The following is a 16757-nucleotide window of genomic DNA, read 5'->3' as shown; positions in this document are numbered from 1 at the left end:
CCCCCGAGGAGGTGCAGACGGCGCTGGCGCCGCATCTGGACCGCCGTTGCGTCCAGCATCTGCTGGTCTTCCACCAGCCGTCGCCCGCCCTGCGCGACCTGTTCGTCAGCCTCCACGGCACAGCGGTGCTGGCCTCCGTCGCCTCCGACTGGGAGCTGCCCGCGGAGAAGATCGGGGAGCTGGTGGTCCTCGACGACCCCGAGATCAACACCAAGCTGTACGTCTACACGCCGCTCGCCGACGAGCAGCGCCGGGGCATCCTCGCGGGCCGCCGGTTCGGCCCCCGCCCGGCAACGGAAGCCGCGGAGGATCCGGAACCGCTGCCGATCACGGATGAGCTGATCGACCAGATGCGGCTCAGTGGGCGCCGGCACTGGCTGCTGCCGATCTGCGAGTCGGGCGATCCGCGGCTGGCCCGCGTCCTGCTCGGCAAGATCAAGCTGCATACGCTCGCCGGACAGCTGTATCTGCTGGTCCGGGTGTGGGAGCGGCACGGTGCCGAGGAGGTGCGGGGGCTGCTGGAGGAGACCGAGTTCCCCGAGCGCCGCAGCCGCAAGCATCCGCTGCCGCAGGCGACGCATGACATCGTCCGGGACGCGCTGGAGGCGGCGGACGGTCTGGCCGTGCTGCGCGCGGAGCTGGACCGCTCCCGGGGGCCCGCGGGCCAGGTGGCGTTCCTGCGCGCCCACAGCGGCACCCGCGACCTCTTCGCGACGGCGCTGGAGCGGCTGGCCGAAGAGACCGGGCCGGGGCTGCCCTGGGCGGAGCTGGCCCGGGAACACGAGCGCGATCCGCTCGCCGACTCCCTGCTGGTGGTGCTCGCCGACGAGGACGACTGCCCGGAGGAGTTGCGCACCGAGTGCGGGGTCGCGGATCTGCGGCTCCAGCACCAGGCGCATCCGCACAAGTCCACCGGGCCCCGGCCGAGCCCCCTGGAACTGGTGCGCCACCATCCGCTGCCGCGCCCCCATCACCGCCGGAACGACTGGCTGGACAAGGCGGCCGGCCTCGGCATGCTGACCCCGCTGGACGTGCTGCACGAGGCGAGGCCCGCCGGGGACGCGGCCGCCTATCTGGCGTACCGCCACCACCGCACGCGGCAGGACGGACCGGACCCGGCGGCGCTCGCGGCGAGCCGCAAGGTCCTGGAGCTGGCCACCGCCCATCTGGGCGAGGATCCGGAGGCATGGGCGCTGGCGCTGCGGCTGCTGCCCGACTTCACCGGCACGCTCCCCGAGTTGCTGACCACGGCGGCCGCCATCGTCAGCTGAGCGCCGACGGCAGATCCTCCGGCAGGCCGCGCGGCAGGTCCTGCTCCGCCCAGATGATCTTTCCTTCGCTGGTGTAGCGGGTGCCCCAGCGCTGGACCATCTGGGCGACCAGGAACAGGCCCCGGCCGCCCTCGTCGGTGATGGCGGCGCGGCGCAGATGCGGGGAGGTGCTGCTGCCGTCGGCGACCTCGCAGATCAGCGTGCGGTTGCGCAGCAGCCGCAGGCGGATGGGGCCGTCGGCGTGCCGGATGGCGTTGCCGAGGAGTTCGCTGACGACCAGTTCGGTAGTGAAGACCGCCTCGTCCAGGTTCCAGTCGGCCAGCGTGCGGGAGACGGCGGCCCGCATTCCGGCGACCACGGAGGGGTCCGGGGGCAGGTCCCAGGAGGCGACGTGCCGCTCGTCCAGGGCGGTGGTGCGGGCGACGAGCAGGACCACGTCGTCGGTGGGGCGCGGCGGCAGCAGGGCGCCCATCACGGCGTCGCAGGTGCGCCCCGGGTCGGGGTCGGCGGGGCCGAGGGCCCGGCGCAGCAGATCGAGCCCGGTGTCGATGTCCCGTTCGCGGTCCTGGACGAGTCCATTGGTGTAGAGGACCAGACGGCTGCCCGCGGGCAGCGGGATCGCGGCCACCTCGAAGAGCCGCCCGCCGAGCCCCAGCGGCGGCCCGGCGGGCAGGTCCGGGATGGTCACGGTGCCGCCCGGGTCGACCACGGCGGGCGGCGGATGACCGGCCCGTGCCAGGGTGCAGCGCTGCGCGACCGGATCGTAGACGGCGTACAGACAGCTGGCCCCGACCGCGCCGATTCCGCCGTTCCTGGCGGCCTCCTCCTGGTCGAGCTGGGCCACCACGTCGTCGAGCTGAGTGAGGAGTTCGTCGGGCGGCAGGTCGACGACGGAGAAGTTGTGGACCGCGGTGCGCAGCCGGCCCATGGTGGCGGCGGCGTGCAGCCCGTGGCCGACGACGTCGCCGACGACGAGGGCGACCCGCGCGCCGGACAGCGGGATGATGTCGAACCAGTCGCCGCCCACACCGGCGTGGGCGGGCAGATAGCGGTAGGCGGCTTCGACGGCGTACTGTTCGGGCCGCCCGCGGGGCAGCAGGCTCTGCTGGAGCGCCAGCGCGGTGGCGTGTTCGCGGGCGTACCGCCGGGCGTTGTCGATGGCGACCGCCGCCTGGCCGACCAGTTCGTCGGCGAAGGACCGGTCCTCGTCATCGAAGGGCGCGGCCCCCTCCAGGCGCCGGAACTCGACCTGCCCCAGCAGCACTCCCCGGGCGCTGAGCGGGACGGCCAGCAGGGTGTGGCCGGAGGGCGGGCGGGGCCGCTCCTCCCGTACGGCGCTGACCGCGACCCGGCGCATGCGGGACCGCGCGTCGACCGGCTCCTCACCGCGCAGCACGGACTCCAGCAGGTCGACGGTGGCGAAGTCGGCGAAGCGCGGGACCGCGACGTCGCCCAGTTCCTCGGCGGTGCGCGTCATGTCGAGACTGGTGCCCACCCGGACGCTCGCGTCGTACAGCAGTTCCAGGCGCGCCCATGCCGCGTCGGCCTTGTCGGTCAGCGCCTGGAGTTCGGTGGTGTCGCGCAGGGTGGCGACGCTGCCCCAGAGCTGTCCGCGGCGCGAGGCAGGGCGCTGGTTGACGGCCAGCAGCCGGTCCCCGACCTGGATCACCTCGTCGGTGACGGCGCGGCCAGAGGCGAGCAGCCCCGCGGTCTCCGGGGTCAGCCCGGCCTCGGTGATCCGCCCGTCACGCACCTCAGGCGGCAGTCCGAGCAGCCGCCTGGCCTCGTCGTTGGCGAGCACCAGCCGACCCTGACCGTCGAGGATGAGCACGCCCTCCCGTACGGCGCGCAGTACGGCGTCGTGGTGTTCGTACATCCTGGTGAGCTCGGCGGGGTCCAGCCGGTGGGTCAGGCGTCGCAGCCGTCGGCCGACCAGCGCCGCGCCCGCTGCGCCGAGGACGAGGGCGAGCGCCGTGGCCCCGTAGAGCACCGGCAGTTGACGGCTCACCGACGCGGACACCTCGGGAAGGACGACCCCGACGTTGACGATGCCGACGACCCGGCCCCCGGTCCCGGTGACGGGGACTGCCGCGCGGATCGAGGGCCCGGAGAGGGGGGCGGCCGGGTTCTCGTCCGTGAAGGCCCGGCCGGCCGTGGCCGGATGAAGGGGAAGGGTGGCGCGGGTGCCGATGAGCTTCGGGTCGGGGTGGGCGTACCGGATGCCCCGGGGGCTGGTCACCACGATGTAGCCGACACCGGACTCGCGCCGGAGCCTCGTCGCGTAGGGCTGGAGGATCGCGGAGGGATCGCGCGACTCCAGCGCCCGCCGGACGCCGGGGGCGGCCGCGAGGGTGTCCGCGATGGCGAGGGCGCGTCCCCGGGCCTGCGCCTCATGGCCGCTGCGGGCCTGAAGGACCAGCGTGGTCCCTGTGGCGAGCACCAGCAGCGTCACGATCACCAGCATCAGGGCGCACACCTGCCCGGCGACGCTGCGCAAGCCCAGGGCAGAACGCACCTTCACAGACTTTTTCTAACATATGGATATACAGCACACCTGGCAGCGGCATTGACGGGCACGGACGCGTCCGCCGACTGGCTCGCGGTCCCGGGGCTACCTCCGTGTCCGCTGGACCACGGTCGTACGGGGGTCCTGGCGCCCCGCGGCAGCCGTCAGCCAATCCCGGCGCACCAGCGGCAGGGTGTCTTCCACGACCGACGTGTCGGTGAGCGGCAGCCATATCTCGAAGCGTGCGCCGGAACGCCCGTCGGGGCGGTCCCGTACGGTGATGCGGCCTCGGTGGAGGGCGATCTGCTGGGCGACCAGCGTCAGGCCGAGGCCGGAGCCGGGGCTGTTCGGGCCGCGGCGGAAGCGTTCGAAGACCTCTTCGCGCCGTGCGGCGGGGATACCGGGGCCGTGGTCGTCCACCGTGAGCACCGCCGCCGGGCGATCCTCCTCCCGGGACGGGCGCAGCGCCATCTCGATACGAGCCTGATCGTCCTCCATGCGGCCGTGTGTCGAAGCGTTGGTCAGCAGGTTGCCCACGGCGGAGCGCAGCCCCTGCTCCCAGCCGTGGACCAGCAGCCCCGCGGGGGCGCGTACGGTCACCGCGGCGTCCGGGTGGGCACGGCGCAGATCGGCGGCCGCGTCTTCGACCAGTTCCGCCAGGTCCACCGGCGTGAATGAGTCCGCCTCGACCAGGTCGCCCTGCCCGAGGGTCTTGAGCATCACCACCAGCCCGAGCAGCCGGGCGTGTTCACGCCCCAGGTCCTCCAGGACCTCGGCCCGGTCGACGGCGTCGAGGTCGGCGTGGGCGGTGAGGATGTCGAGGTTGGTCCGCATGCTCATCAAGGGGGTGCGCAGCTCATGGGAGGCGGCCGCGGTGAACGAGCGGGCCGTGGCGAGTGCCTCGTTGGTGCGGCCCGCTTGTTGGTCGTAGCGGGCGAACACGGTCTGCACCGTGTGGGCCAGGTCGTCGACTTCGGTGATGCGGGTCCGCGTGTGCTCCAGGCGCGTGGTGCTGTTCCTGGGGTCCAGACCGCTCGTACGGCGCTGGAGTCGCCGCAGCGGCAGGACCGCCCGGGCGGAGATCGCCCAGGCGATGGCCCCGGCCAACGGCGCGGCCAGCAGCGTGACCGTCACGACCCGCTCGCGCACCAAGGAGACCTCCTCCTGGTAGGCGCTGTCCGGGGCGAAGATCCATAGATTCGGCTCAGCTTTCTGCCCCGCGGTGTAGACGCGTCGCGAGAGCACATGCCAGGTCTCGTCGCCGGAGCGCACGGTGACCGGGTGCGGGGCGCGGGCGGGCAGCCGGGTGTCGGCGGCGGGCTGCGGACCGGCCGAGAGCGTGTCGTCCGGTCCGGTCAGCCGGATCCCCATGTCCCGTGCGGAGCCCTCCAGCCGCCGCCGGGACTTCTCGGCGATGACCGGCTGGTCGTCTTCTCTCGCGTGGAGGTACCGGTTGGCGTTCTGGGAGACGGCCGTCGCCCTGGCGCTCAGTTGCGCCTCCTGGTGTGCGCGCAGGTCATCGGCGACCAGGCGCAGCAGCAGCCACCCCGTGGCCAGGACCAGGAGGGGTACGCTCACGCCCACCGCGAGCGCGAGCCGGGTGGACAGCCTCATCGCCCGTCTCCGGCCGGCCGGCCCATCCGGTCCGGACGCTCCTCGCGCAGGACGAAGCCGACTCCGCGGACGGTGTGGAGTGTCCGGTGACGTCCGCCCGCCTCCAGCTTGCGTCTCAGATAGCTGACGAAGGTGTCCACCACGTCCGTGCGGACCTGGAAGTCGTACCCCCACACCCGGTCCATCAACTGGTCGCGGGTCAGGACGATGCCCGCGTTGCGGGCCAGGATCTCCAGCAGCTCGAACTCGCGCCGCGTCAGGTTCATCGGCCTCCCGTCCACGGACGTCTGGCGGGTGGCCGGTTCGAGGACGAGGCCGCCGACCCGCACCCGGTCGAGGGCGGTCGGCGGGCGGCGCCGCAGCAGTGCGCGAAGGCGCAGCTCCAGCTCGCGCAGGGCGAACGGCTTGACCAGATAGTCGTCTCCCCCGGCTTGTAGCCCGGCGACCCGGTCGTCGACCTCGTCGAGGGCGGAGAGCATCAGCACCGGTACGTCGTCGCCGCCCTCGCGCAGGGCGCGGCACACGTCGATGCCGCTGACGTCGGGCATGCAGATGTCCAGGACGACGATGTCGGGATGGTCGGTGCGCATCACGTCCAGCGCGGCGTGGCCGCCGTCGGCCAGCGTCACGTCATAACCGCTGAGCCGCAGCCCCCTCCTCAGTGAGCGCCGGGTGGCATCGTCGTCGTCGGCCACGAGCACCCGTCCGGCACTGCCGGTCATGCGCACCTCCGCTGGTCGTGGGTGGTCCCCGGCCGAAGCCCCGGGTCATGCTAGGGCCGGTGCAGCAGCAGGGCGAGGGCGCCGAGCGCGGCGCCCGCGTCGCCGAGTTCGGCCGGACGCACACGTGGCGGCGGCCGCGAGCCCCGGCAGGTCGCGTTCGCGTCCAGCTCGCGCCGCAACGGCTCCATCAGGGCCGGACCGGCGCCGGTCAGCTCGCCGCCCAGGACGATGACGCCGGGGCCGACGGCGTTGCACAGGTCGGCCAGGACCTTGCCGGTAAATGTTCCGGCCCGGGCCAGCGCCGCGTACGCGGCCTCGTCACCCGCGTCCAGTGCGGCCACCAGTTGCGGCACATCCGTGGCGGAACCGTGGGCGCCGAGCACGGCCCCGATCGACGCCACGGTCTCCAGGCACCCCACGCGGCCGCATGGGCAGGATTCGCCCTCGGGATCGACGGTGATGTGGCCGAACTGCCCCGACACCCCGTGGGCACCTCGATGCAGCGTTCCGCCCACTACGAGGCCGCCCCCGACGCTGTGCGACAGGCACAGGTACAGGACGTCCTGCTCGTCGACGGCCGCGCCCCAGGTCCTCTCGGCCAAGGTGGCCAGGCGTGTGTTGCTGTCGAGGCACGCCGGCATGCCGAACCTCTCGCTCACCAGCGCCGACACGGCGTCCCGGTGGACCGAGCCGGGTAACGCCTCCCCCGGTGGGCCGACCGGGCCGGTCAGCCCCACGCCGATGCCACCCAGCGTGTCCAGCCGCGGTGTTCCCCCGGTCAGCCTGCCGGTCAGCCACCGCGCGATGTCGATGCGCTCCTCCCACGATGCGTCGGGGCCGTGCTGCCGGCTCGCGCTGCTGATCCTCCCGTGCGCCGCGGTCATCGTCGCCACCCGTACCGTCTGCCGCGCGAAGTCGATGCCGAGCAGGTCGGCGACCCGGAGGTTCAAGGACAGCTGCTCCGCCGGGCGGCCACGGCCCCGCCCCCGTCCGCCCACTGTCGGCACCGAAGCGCGCACGGCACCGCTGTCCAGGAGCGCGCCGACCACGGTGTAGATCGTGGTGCGCGACAGGCCGGAGAGATCCCCCAACTCGCCCCGGGTCAGCGGACCGTGCCTGCGCAACATCCCCAGGACCAGGCTCTCGTGCTTTCTCAGGGAAGAACGCATCCACTTCTCCGTCACTGCCACCATGAGGGCCCTCAGGAGTGGGGCCGGGAAGCGGTCCGGCAGCTCTCCGCGCCCTTGCAGCGCTGTAGCGCCACCAGAGTGCGGTGCAGGGAGGCGCGCTGGTCCGCCGACAGGGACGATGCCCTGTTGGTCAGCTGGCCGGGGTCGGAATCCAGCGCATAGAACTCGCGTTCCCCGTCGGCGTACTCGACATAGAGGGAGTCCGCGGTGCGCATCGCCCCGTAGGTCGGGGGGTCGCCGCTGTCCTCGGGCGCCGCGTCGGGATCGCCCTTCTTGGACGCCGCACGATGGTGCTCGATCAGCACGGCCTGGCGCCAGTCGTCCTCCGGCCTGCCGCGCATCAGGCCGGTGAGGCTCTGCCCGTCCACGGTCGACGGGGGCTCCAAGCCCGCGAGTTCGAGGAAGGTCGGGTTGAGGTCGACGTTCGCCGCGAGCCGCGACACCTTCTCGCCGGACGGTACGCCGGGGCCGGTGACCATCATCGGCACCCTGACGTCGGTGTCGTAGGCCGTCTGCTTCCCCGGCCTGAGCCGGTGCTCGCCCATGTGGAAGCCGTTGTCCGACCCGAACATGATGTAGGTGTCGTCCGCCAGGCCCTTCGCCTCCAGCGTGCTCTTCAGCCGCCCGATCATCTTGTCGACGGCCTGGACGGACCGCACCCGCTGGGCGAACTTCCGGTCGATCCGCTTCTTCTCCTTCGACGTCAGCGGGCTCAGCGCCTGCTGCCACTCGGGCGCGTTGCGGGTCGCCTCGTCGTAGGCGTCGGTCCGCGGGGCCTTGAGCCCGGGGAACGTGTCTTCGTCGCGCGGTGCGGGAGTGGACGGGCCGTGGGGGGCGAACGTCGCCACTTCCAGCATGAACGGCTTCTTCGCCTTCGCCGAGGAGTCGACGAACGACGTGGCCTTCCTCGACAGCACATCCGTCAGGTAGTCCTCGGGGTCGTCCCCGTAGGGCACGACCTTGCCGTTCTCGTTCAGGTCGTAGTCGAACTCCTGGTACCCGTCACCGGCGACGTTCCACTCGTCCCAGCCGGAGGGAACGTACGGCCGGGACGTACCGTTCTTGTCGCCGGGCTGGTACCCGTTCAGGTACTTCCCCATGAATCCGGTCCGGTACCCGGCGCGTTGCAGCGCGGGCCCGAAGGTCTTCTTTTCGTTGCCGTTCCTCATGAACGCGCCGTAGCCGCCGTCGTCCCCGTTGTTGGTGAAGACACCGGTGTTGTGGGGGTACTGGCCGGTGAGGACGGAGGAGCGCGCCGGACAGCACAGCGAGTCCGTGGCCAAGTAGTTCGTGAAGGTCGCTCCCGTGTCCTGCATCTGCCGCACGTGCGGCATGTACTTCACGAGGTTCCAGTCCAGGTCGTCGGTGAGGACGTACACGATGTTGGGCTTCTTCGCGGAACCCGAGGCATCGTCGGCGGACGGGGCGCTCTCGGTGGCCGTGTCCGATGCTCTCGAACAAGAAGCCAGCAATACGACGGCCAGGGACGCGCACAACGCGGTGCGCACGGTGCGTGGGTAGCGGTTGCCGGACACGGGGCGAACCTCCATGAGCTGCGGGACTCCGGAGCCAGGCACCGTAGGGAACGACTTTGTGGGTTTCTTGTGATGCCACGGCCGCGTGCGGCCGCGAAGCAAGTCGAGGAACGCGCAACTGCGACAGCAGCCATTGAACGTGAACCTCCTGGGAATGAAAGCCCCATGACGACACGGGAAGGCGCCATCGGCGTCCTCATGCCACGCGACATCGCGGCGCGACACATCGTCGCCTTCGCCCAACGTGCGGAGGCACACGGCTTCGACGAGCTGTGGGTAGTGGAAGACCTCGGCTATCGAGGAGGGCTGGTCCAGGCAGCCACCGTCCTCGCCGCCACTGCCCGGGTCCGCGTCGGCGTCGGGCTGCTGCCGGCCTCCGCCCGCAACGTGGCGTTCACCGCGATGGAGATCGCAAGCCTCGCCCAGTTGCATCCCGGCCGCATCGACATCGCCGTCGGCCACGGCATGCCGTCCTGGATGCGCAGCGTCGGAGCATGGCCCAAGAGTCCGCTCACCCTTCTGAGCGAGTACATCACCGTCCTGAGGTCACTGCTCAGCGGTCAACTCGTCGATCACGAAGGGCAGTACGTGCGCATCGACGGGGTGCAACTGCACGAAAGCGCCACACCAGCGGCAGCGCCACCAGTTTTGGCCGGTGTACGCGGCCCCAAGTCTCTGGCCGTTTCAGGTCAGGTGGCCGACGGAACCCTCCTCGCGGAACCGGTGGCACCCGCCTACGTACGAGAAGCTCTCGAGCACATCGCCCCCGCCCGTCCGCACCGTCTGGTCGCCTACAACATCGCGGCAGTCGATGACGACCCCAGCATGGCGCTGACAGCTGTCCGCCCCGCCCTCGACGTGGTCGGAGAACCGGACTGGCAGCCCCACGTCGCTCCGCTGCCCTTCCACGAAGATCTCGCCGCCCTGCGCTCGCGCTGCGACAGCCCGCAAGAGTTCACCCGCACCATGCCCGACGAATGGGTGCGGCAGCTGGCCGTGGCAGGCACGCCGGACCAGGCACGATCCAGGCTGGCAGACTTGTTCGACGCCGGTGTCAACAGCGCCGTCCTCACGCCGGTGGGCCCCGACTACCTGGCGTCATTGGACTCGCTGGCGGCGGTGCTGTGAACAGCCTAGCGTTCATGCGTCGAGACCTCCGCGCTTCACGAGCTGGCTCGCGATCACGTTGCGCTGGATCTCGTTGGTGCCCTCACCGACGATCATCAGCGGTGCGTCCCGGAAGTAGCGTTCGACGTCGAACTCGGTCGAGTAGCCGTAACCACCATGGATACGGACGGCGTTGAGCGCGATCTGCATGGCCGTCTCGGATGCGAAGAGTTTCGCCATGCCCGCCTCCATGTCCACCCGGCGGCCCGCATCCGCCTCGCGCGCCGCGTACAGGGTCAGCTGGCGCGCCGCGGTGAGCGACGTGGCCATGTCCGCCAGGTAGTTGCCGATCGACTGGTGCTGCCAGATCGGCTTGCCGAACGACTCCCGCTCCTGCGCGTACGCCAGCGCGTCCTCCAGCGCCGCCCGCCCGACTCCCAGCGCCCGGGCGGCGACCTGGAGCCGGCCGGTCTCCAGGCCCTTCATCATCTGGGCGAAGCCCTTGCCCTCGGCTCCGCCGAGCACCGCGTCCGCCGGGGCGCGGTAGTCCTCGAAGGACAACTCGCAGCTCTCCACACCCTTGTAGCCGAGCTTGGGCAGGTCGCGGGAGACCGTCAGTCCCGGACCGTGCTCGACCAGCAGGATCGAGATGCCCTTGTGCGCAGGGCTGGCGTCCGGGTCGGTCTTGCACAGCAGCGCGATCAGCTGCGAGCGGCGGGAGTTGGTGATCCATGTCTTCGTGCCGTTGACCACGAAATCATCGCCGTCCCGCCGGGCGACCGTGCGCATCGCTTGCAGGTCCGAGCCTCCGCCCGGCTCGGTCAGGGCCATGGTGGCGCGGATCTCGCCGGTGGCCATCCTCGGCAGGTAGCGGCGCCTCTGCTCCTCGGTGCCGAAGTGCAGCAGCAGCTTGGCGACGACGGTGTGGCCGCCCATGGCTCCGGCCAGGCTCATCCAGCCCCGGGCGAGTTCCTCGGTGACGAGGACATAGCAGGGGGTCGACACCGGCGTACCGCCGTACTCCTCCGGGATGGCGAGGCCGAAGATGCCGAGTTCCTTCATCTGCTCGATGAGGGCCTCGGGATAGGTGTTGGCGTGGTCGAGTCCTTGCGCGACGGGCTTGATGTCCTTGTCGACGAAGTCGTGCACCGTCCGGACGATGAACTGCTCGTCCTCGGACACGGTGTCGAGAGTGCTCATGAAGGAGATCTCCTTGTTTCGGTCTCTGGTGGGGACGCCGAGGGGTCAGAGGGCGCCCTCGGCCCGAAGAGCTGCGATACGGGTGGTGTCGTGGCCCAGTTGGGCAAGAATCTGCTCGGTGTGCTCGCCGAGGGCGGGGACGGCGTCGTTGCGCGGAGTGGTGCCTGCCAGGTCCACTGGCGGCAGCAGGGCGGCCACCGTCTCTCCGCCGGGTATCCGCACCTGGCGCCAGCGGTCGCGGGGTGTCGCCGGTCAGGCCGGGGGTGTTGAGGAAGTGCTCGCACAGGGCGGCCCATTCGCGTTCGTTCTGGACGGAGAGCAGTACGTCCTTGCCATCGGCCGCGGTGTAGGTGCCGTAGGGGGCGATGGTGGCGTGCTGAGTGCCGGCCCTGGGCGGCTGCGTACCGCTGTAGGCCGTGTAGTAGGCGGACTGACTCATCCACTCGGCCAGCCCCTCGAACAGCGAGACCTCGACCGCCCGGACCGAACCGCGGGTGGCCCTTGTGAACAGCGCGGTGAGGATGCCGCTGTAGGCGTACATACCGGCTGCGATGTCTGCGATGGACACACCCACCCGCGCCGCTTCCTGAGCACTGCCGGTCAGGGAGACCAGGCCGATCGGGCACTGCACGAGCAGGTCGTACGTCTTGCGGTCCGCCCATGGCCCGCTTGTCCCATAGCCGGAGATCGAGCACGGGACCAGCGACGGGAACCGCGCCGCCAGGTCTTCGGCGCCCAGGCCCATGCGGGCGGCAGCACCGGGGGCCAGGTTCTGGAGGCGGGAGATCCGTGCTCCGAGGTCGGCGAGCTGACGGGTGGCGAAGGGAGCGGCCACCGCCTGCTCGATGCTCACGTGGTGATGCCCGACAGTGGCAGGCCATCGGCGGGCACTGTGTGTTCGGCCATGTGTTGCCCTCCGGAGATGTGGGTGACCCGAGCCGGAGTAACATCATGAGCACTCATGAGTCGCTGAGTGAAATAGCAATCCGTAATGTCACCATGCGGGCTGCGGATGGCGAGGAAAGGAAAGGCCCCGATGGACGTCAAGCAGCTGAAGGCGCTCATCACGGTCGCCGAGGTGGGCAGCGTGACCCGTGCTGCGGAGCTGTTGCACTTGGTGCAGCCCGCCGTCACCCGGCAGATCCGCACCCTGGAGGAGGAGCTCGGTGTCCCCCTCTTCCAGCGCACGCGACAGGGCATGCGGCCCACCGAGGCCGGCGAGATCATGATCGAACGGGCGCGCCGCGCCCTGAACGAACTGGAGCGGGCCCGCGCCGAGGTGCAGCCCAGCCCCGGTGAGGTGACCGGCATCGTCACCCTCGGCCTGCTGGAGAGCACGCTCGACCTGCTCGCCGAACCGCTGGTCTCGGCTGTCGGCGAGGCCCATCCGGGGGTGGAGCTGCGTCTGATGACCGGCTACTCCGGTCATCTCCAGCAGTGGCTCGACGACGGCGACCTGGACCTGTCCTTGCTGTACAACCTGGACAGCACGCCGTCCCTCAACGCCCGGCCACTGGTGCGGGAGCGCCTGTGGGCGGTGGCCCCGGTGGCCGCCGGGCTGCGCGCCGCCCGTCCGGTCGCCTTCGCGGAGGTGGCGGCACACCCCCTGGTGATGCCTGCCTCCGGCCACGCTCTGCGCACCCTGATCGACGCCGCGGCGACCCGGTCCGGAGAGACGATGGACGTGACGGTGCAGACCAACTCCATGGACGTGCAGAAACAGCTCGTCCTGGCCGGACACGGCTGGACCATCCTGCCCGGCCTCGGCATCGCCGAGGACATCACGAACGGCACCCTCAGCGCCGCTCCCCTGTCCGAGCCCGACATCTGGCGGTCGATCGTCCTGGGGACCCCGCGCTACGGACGCGTGCCACCGGCCGTCGAGGTCGTCGCACACGAGCTGGTCCGCCACATCGATACGGCCGTGTCGCAGGGGCGGTGGCCGTCCGCCCAGTCGCACTCGTCGCACGCACCGGACCCAGACATGTGACGCCGGCACCGCTGCGCCGCCGCCTTCAACCATGCGGAAACCGCACCCCCCTCCTGGCAGGAGGACGTGTTCACCGCATTGAAGAAACACGACATCCAGCAGATCGCCTACGTCCCGGACGCGGGCCACCCCCACGCCATCCGTGAGGCACAGCGGGATCCCGCCATTCACGACGTCGTGCTCACCACCGAGGAGGAGGGCGTCGCCGTCGTCAGCGGAGCGTGGCTGGGCGGGCAGCGCGCCGTACTGCTGATGCAGAGCAGCGGCGTCGGCAACTGCGTCAACATGTTCTCGCTGCTACAGATGGGCCAGTTCCCCTCTCTCGCGCTGGTGACGATGCGCGGGGAGCACGCCGAGTTCAACCCGTGGCAGAGCCCCATGGGCCGCACCACCCAGCAGGCACTGGAGCTCATGGGCATCACCGTCCTGCGCGCCGATGCCCCCGAAGACGTCGGGGAGACCGTCGACGCCGCCCTGGAGTCGGCCTTCGGCGCCGGTGAACGCGTCGCCGTACTCCTCGGGCAGAAGCTGATCGGCCGCAAGAAGTGGGGGCGCGACTGATGGCCACCGCCACCGCCTCGCCCACCGCGCCGGACGCCCGGCTCGACCGGCGACGGTTCGTCGCCGACCTGGTCGCCCGCCTCCCCGAGGACGCCCTCGTCGTCACCGGCCTCGGCTCGCCGAGCTACGACGTCTGCGCGGCCGGTGACCGTCCGGGCACCTTCTACCTGTGGGGTGCGATGGGGGCCGCCGCGCCGCTCGCCCTGGGAGTCGCCCTCGCCAAGCCCGACCGTCCGGTCCTCGCCGAATCGAGTAACCCCTATGCAGCGCTACGACATGTTCATCGACGGAGAGAGCCACCCGCCCCCCACGGAGAACTGCGGCCGTCGGCGCTCTGTCCGACCGCATCGGCCGCCGTCCGGTGATGTTCGCCTTCTCCGGCGGCTGCATGCTGCTGACCGTGCCCCTGATGACACTCCTCGGCCGCACCGGCAACCCCTGGCTCGCGTTCCTCCTCATGACCGCCGCCCTGACGTTCGTCACCGGCTATTCCGCCCTTGCCGCCGTCATCAAGGCCGAGATTTTCCCCACCAAGGTCCGGGCCCTGGGCGTGGGCCTCCCCCACGCTCTGGTCACCGCCACTTTCGGCGGCCTCACCGAGCCGATCGCACTGGCGCTGAAGGACACCGGCCAGGAATCCCCGCCCCACTCACCTGAACCACGAGGTCACACCACCATGCAGCCCGCCACCACGCCCCTCAGCTCCTACGTCGAAACGTGGCACCCCGAGGCGGTCACCGCTCACGACCCCATGGACCCGGGCCCCGCCGCCGCCATCTCCGCCCTCCTGGACCTGCCCGAACCCGCCGCGCGCACCGGTGACCCGCTCCCTCCACTGTGGCAGTGGTTCCACTTCCTGCGCTGGCCCGCCCAACACGAGTTGGGCCCGGACGGCCACCTGCGTGACGCTCGCTTCCTCCCGCCCATTCCCGACCGGCAGCGCATGTTCGCGGGCGGACGCTGCGAGATCACCGAGCCGCTGCGCCTGGGCGAACCGGCCGAGCGGGTCAGCAGTCTGGGCGCCGTGACACCGAAGCACGGCCGCAGCGGAGAGCTGCTGTTCGTGACCGAGCGCCAGGAGTTCCGCCAGGCGGGCCAGGTGTGCATGGTCGAGGAGCAGGACATCGTCTACCGCTCCGGCCGCAGCGCCGGCGGACAGCATCCGGCCACCATCGACGACCGCCCCGCCCCCGGTCCCGAGGGCCCGTGGTATCTGGGCCTCCGGCCCGACCCGACCCTCCTGTTCCGCCTCAGCGCCCTCACCGCGAACGCCCACCGCATCCACTACGACGCCCCCTACTGCCACGACACCGAGGGCTACCCCGACCTCGTCGTCCACGGCCCGCTGCTCGCCCTGCTCATGCTCGACGTGGTGCGCCGCAACGCCCCCGAGCGCCGAGTGCGCTCACTCTCGTTCCGACTCCGCCGACCGGTGTTCGCGGGCGAACACCTCCTCGCCGAGGGCACCCCCTCCGGCACCGGCGCCCAACTGCGTACCGCCACCCACCGCGACGCACAGCACGCCACCGCGGAGGTGACCTTCGCATCCCCTGAGCTGGGGTGTTGCGACGACCACTAGAACTCAAGCTCGCCCTGCTCTTCGTGCCGGGCCACCGCCCGGACCGCTTCGACAAGGCCGCCGCCGACTGGCCCGGCCTCGGCAACCGGACCGTCGTACGCGTCAACGCGCCCGGCACCCCGTGGTTCGAGGCGGACCTGCGGATGGCCGCCGACCACGGCTGCCCGGTGATGGTCCCGAAGGCCGAGGACTCCACCGCCCTGGCCGGCATAGCCGCCCGCAAAAGCGGGCATCCGCCCGCCAGTGGACGGCGTCACCACCGCCGTACGGGACCCACAGGCTCTCGCCGCCGACACCGCCCATGCCCGCCGACTGGGCTACGCGGGCAAGCTCTGCATCCACCCGGCGCAAATAGGCCCTGTCACCGACGGTTTCGCCCCCTCCGAGAGCGAACTCCGCTGGGCCCGAGCCGTCCTGGGCACCGGAGAAGCCGTCACAACGGTGGACGGCCACATGGTCGACAAGCCGGTACTGGAGCGGGCCCGAAACCTTCTGGCGCGCGCCGCCAAGCCGCACACCGCTCCATAGACGCGCCCGTCCGGACCCGATCCGCACCGGGGACCGGCACCGACAAGCTCAATCGCGCGCCACTGCGATTACCGCGACGCATGATCCCTGCGAAGGGCGAGAGCAGCACCCGACGCGTACGGTGCAGGTGCCCGTGGCGGTGCACGACTTCGCCGACGCCCTGCTCAGTGAATGTGCGACCCGCCATTGACGTCGTACGTCGCTCCGGTCAGGTAGCTCGACTCGGGCCGGGCCAGGAAGGCGATGACGTCGGCCACGTCCTCGACATCGCCGATGCGGCGTGCCGGAACTTCCGCGATCATGGCTGCCTTGCGCTCCTCGCTCAGCTTCCCCTGCGTGATGTCGGTGTCGATCAGGCCCGGGGCCACGGAGTTGACCGTGACTCCGGAGGGGCCTAGCTCGCGGGCGAGCGAGCGGGCGAAGCCCAGGAGGGCGGCCTTGGCCGCCGAGTAGGCCACTCCCCCGAACACCCCGCCCCCGCGCTCGGCCGAGACGGACGACAGGAAGACGATGCGGCCGAAGTTCCGCTCGGCCATCCCGGCAGCCACGCGGTGGGTGACCAGGAAGCTCCCGCGGACGTTGACCTCGAAGACCCGGTCCCACTCCGCGGGCGTGACATCGACGAAGCGGATCGGGGACGTGATGCCCGCGTTGTTCACGAGGGCGCCGATCGGCGGGAGTGCCGCCTCGACCTCCCCGATGGCCGCGTCGACCGCGTCGGCGTCGGTGACGTCCGCCCTGAGGCCCAGGGCTTCCACGCCGTGCCGGGCGGCGACTTCCCGGGCGGTGTCCTCGGCCGCCTCCTTGTCCAGGTCGAGGATGGCGATGTGGTAGCCGGCGGCGGCCAGGGCGTGCGCGGTGGCGCGCCCTATGCCGCGGCGCGATCCCGCCCCGGTGACGACGGCGGTGCGGGGGGTGTGCTCGGTGGCCATGCGGTTCTCCTGAGGAAGAGGG

14 protein-coding genes and 1 pseudogene are annotated in these 16757 nt (G+C 71.2%); 7 read left to right on the top strand and 8 right to left on the bottom strand.

What is annotated here, in order from left to right; all coding sequences use genetic code 11:
- The first annotated feature begins 11 nt into the window (after nucleotides 1–11).
- On the top strand, nucleotides 12–1271 hold the full coding sequence (locus tag SSOG_RS43585; protein WP_039940173.1) for a hypothetical protein: 1260 nt from the start codon (nucleotides 12–14) through the stop codon (nucleotides 1269–1271).
- On the opposite strand, the gene SSOG_RS43580 is transcribed toward SSOG_RS43585, so the two are convergent.
- From SSOG_RS43580 to SSOG_RS43560, 5 genes are all read right to left on the bottom strand, one after another.
- Nucleotides 1264–3786 (bottom strand): SpoIIE family protein phosphatase, encoded by a 2523-nt coding sequence (locus SSOG_RS43580; RefSeq protein ID WP_009720718.1) that lies wholly within the window; start codon nucleotides 3784–3786, stop codon nucleotides 1264–1266. The genes SSOG_RS43585 and SSOG_RS43580 overlap by 8 nt on opposite strands.
- A 96-nt stretch (nucleotides 3787–3882) precedes the next feature.
- Nucleotides 3883–5391, bottom strand: a complete 1509-nt coding sequence (locus tag SSOG_RS43575; RefSeq protein WP_050800195.1) for a sensor histidine kinase — start codon at nucleotides 5389–5391, stop codon at nucleotides 3883–3885.
- Nucleotides 5388–6113: a response regulator transcription factor gene (locus SSOG_RS43570; protein ID WP_039940171.1), complete on the bottom strand. Its 726-nt coding sequence runs from the start codon at nucleotides 6111–6113 to the stop codon at nucleotides 5388–5390. Before SSOG_RS43570 ends, SSOG_RS43575 begins: the two co-directional genes overlap by 4 nt.
- Nucleotides 6114–6163: 50 nt before the next feature.
- Entirely contained in the window at nucleotides 6164–7282 is a 1119-nt protein-coding gene (locus SSOG_RS43565) for an ROK family transcriptional regulator (protein WP_245606521.1), read from the bottom strand.
- Nucleotides 7283–7314: 32 nt separating this feature from the next.
- Nucleotides 7315–8838: a sulfatase family protein gene (locus tag SSOG_RS43560; RefSeq protein ID WP_009720715.1), complete on the bottom strand. Its 1524-nt coding sequence runs from the start codon at nucleotides 8836–8838 to the stop codon at nucleotides 7315–7317.
- Between the two features lie 165 nt (nucleotides 8839–9003).
- Between SSOG_RS43560 and SSOG_RS43555 the strand changes: the two genes are divergently transcribed.
- A complete protein-coding gene (locus SSOG_RS43555) occupies nucleotides 9004–9966 on the top strand; it encodes an LLM class flavin-dependent oxidoreductase (protein ID WP_009720714.1) in 963 nt (320 codons plus the stop codon).
- A 12-nt stretch (nucleotides 9967–9978) separates the two neighbouring features.
- Here the strand turns inward: SSOG_RS43555 and SSOG_RS43550 are convergent, their stop codons facing one another.
- A complete protein-coding gene (locus tag SSOG_RS43550) occupies nucleotides 9979–11145 on the bottom strand; it encodes an acyl-CoA dehydrogenase family protein (RefSeq protein WP_009720713.1) in 1167 nt (388 codons plus the stop codon).
- Between the two features lie 45 nt (nucleotides 11146–11190).
- A pseudogene (locus tag SSOG_RS43545) lies at nucleotides 11191–12051 on the bottom strand (CaiB/BaiF CoA transferase family protein).
- Nucleotides 12052–12181: 130 nt separating this feature from the next.
- On the opposite strand from SSOG_RS43545, the gene SSOG_RS43540 reads away from it, so the two are divergent.
- The 5 genes from SSOG_RS43540 (at nucleotide 12182) to SSOG_RS57100 (ending at nucleotide 15803) form a co-directional block, all read left to right on the top strand.
- On the top strand, nucleotides 12182–13135 hold the full coding sequence (locus tag SSOG_RS43540) for a LysR family transcriptional regulator (protein WP_009720712.1): 954 nt from the start codon (nucleotides 12182–12184) through the stop codon (nucleotides 13133–13135).
- A gap of 66 nt (nucleotides 13136–13201) precedes the next feature.
- A complete protein-coding gene (locus SSOG_RS43535; RefSeq protein WP_009720711.1) occupies nucleotides 13202–13696 on the top strand; it encodes a sulfopyruvate decarboxylase subunit alpha in 495 nt (164 codons plus the stop codon).
- Nucleotides 13696–14061, top strand: coding sequence for a thiamine pyrophosphate-dependent enzyme (locus SSOG_RS43530; protein ID WP_208867454.1), 366 nt, complete (start codon nucleotides 13696–13698; stop codon nucleotides 14059–14061). Before SSOG_RS43535 ends, SSOG_RS43530 begins: the two co-directional genes overlap by 1 nt.
- Complete coding sequence (locus tag SSOG_RS43525; protein WP_110092159.1) at nucleotides 14061–15275, top strand: hypothetical protein; 1215 nt, start codon at nucleotides 14061–14063, stop codon at nucleotides 15273–15275. Before SSOG_RS43530 ends, SSOG_RS43525 begins: the two co-directional genes overlap by 1 nt.
- 243 nt (nucleotides 15276–15518) lie before the next feature.
- Nucleotides 15519–15803 (top strand): putative citrate lyase, beta subunit, encoded by a 285-nt coding sequence (locus tag SSOG_RS57100; protein ID WP_009720708.1) that lies wholly within the window; start codon nucleotides 15519–15521, stop codon nucleotides 15801–15803.
- A gap of 164 nt (nucleotides 15804–15967) precedes the next feature.
- On the opposite strand, the gene SSOG_RS43515 is transcribed toward SSOG_RS57100, so the two are convergent.
- Nucleotides 15968–16735 carry an SDR family NAD(P)-dependent oxidoreductase gene (locus tag SSOG_RS43515; protein WP_009720707.1) on the bottom strand — a complete coding sequence of 256 codons (768 nt, stop codon included), beginning with the start codon at nucleotides 16733–16735 and terminating at the stop codon, nucleotides 15968–15970.
- Nucleotides 16736–16757: the final 22 nt, after the last annotated feature.

Source organism: Streptomyces himastatinicus ATCC 53653 (genome assembly GCF_000158915.1).
GTDB classification, from domain to species: Bacteria; Actinomycetota; Actinomycetes; order Streptomycetales; family Streptomycetaceae; genus Streptomyces; species Streptomyces himastatinicus.
The sequence above is the reverse complement of the archived record's forward strand: the minus strand, read 5'-3'. Positions and strand labels throughout refer to the sequence as shown.

Excerpts from the sequence above, each read along its gene's own strand:
- SSOG_RS43575 (WP_050800195.1), bottom strand. The coding sequence starts at position 5,391 with ATGAGGCTGTCCACCCGGCTCGCGCTCGCGGTGGGCGTGAGCGTACCC.
- SSOG_RS43530 (WP_208867454.1), top strand. The coding sequence starts at position 13,696 with ATGGCCACCGCCACCGCCTCGCCCACCGCGCCGGACGCCCGGCTCGAC.
- SSOG_RS43565 (WP_245606521.1), bottom strand. The coding sequence starts at position 7,282 with ATGCGTTCTTCCCTGAGAAAGCACGAGAGCCTGGTCCTGGGGATGTTG.
- SSOG_RS43550 (WP_009720713.1), bottom strand. The coding sequence starts at position 11,145 with ATGAGCACTCTCGACACCGTGTCCGAGGACGAGCAGTTCATCGTCCGG.
- SSOG_RS43515 (WP_009720707.1), bottom strand. The coding sequence starts at position 16,735 with ATGGCCACCGAGCACACCCCCCGCACCGCCGTCGTCACCGGGGCGGGA.
- SSOG_RS43570 (WP_039940171.1), bottom strand. The coding sequence starts at position 6,113 with ATGACCGGCAGTGCCGGACGGGTGCTCGTGGCCGACGACGACGATGCC.
- SSOG_RS43525 (WP_110092159.1), top strand. The coding sequence starts at position 14,061 with ATGTTCGCCTTCTCCGGCGGCTGCATGCTGCTGACCGTGCCCCTGATG.
- SSOG_RS43555 (WP_009720714.1), top strand. The coding sequence starts at position 9,004 with ATGACGACACGGGAAGGCGCCATCGGCGTCCTCATGCCACGCGACATC.
- SSOG_RS43540 (WP_009720712.1), top strand. The coding sequence starts at position 12,182 with ATGGACGTCAAGCAGCTGAAGGCGCTCATCACGGTCGCCGAGGTGGGC.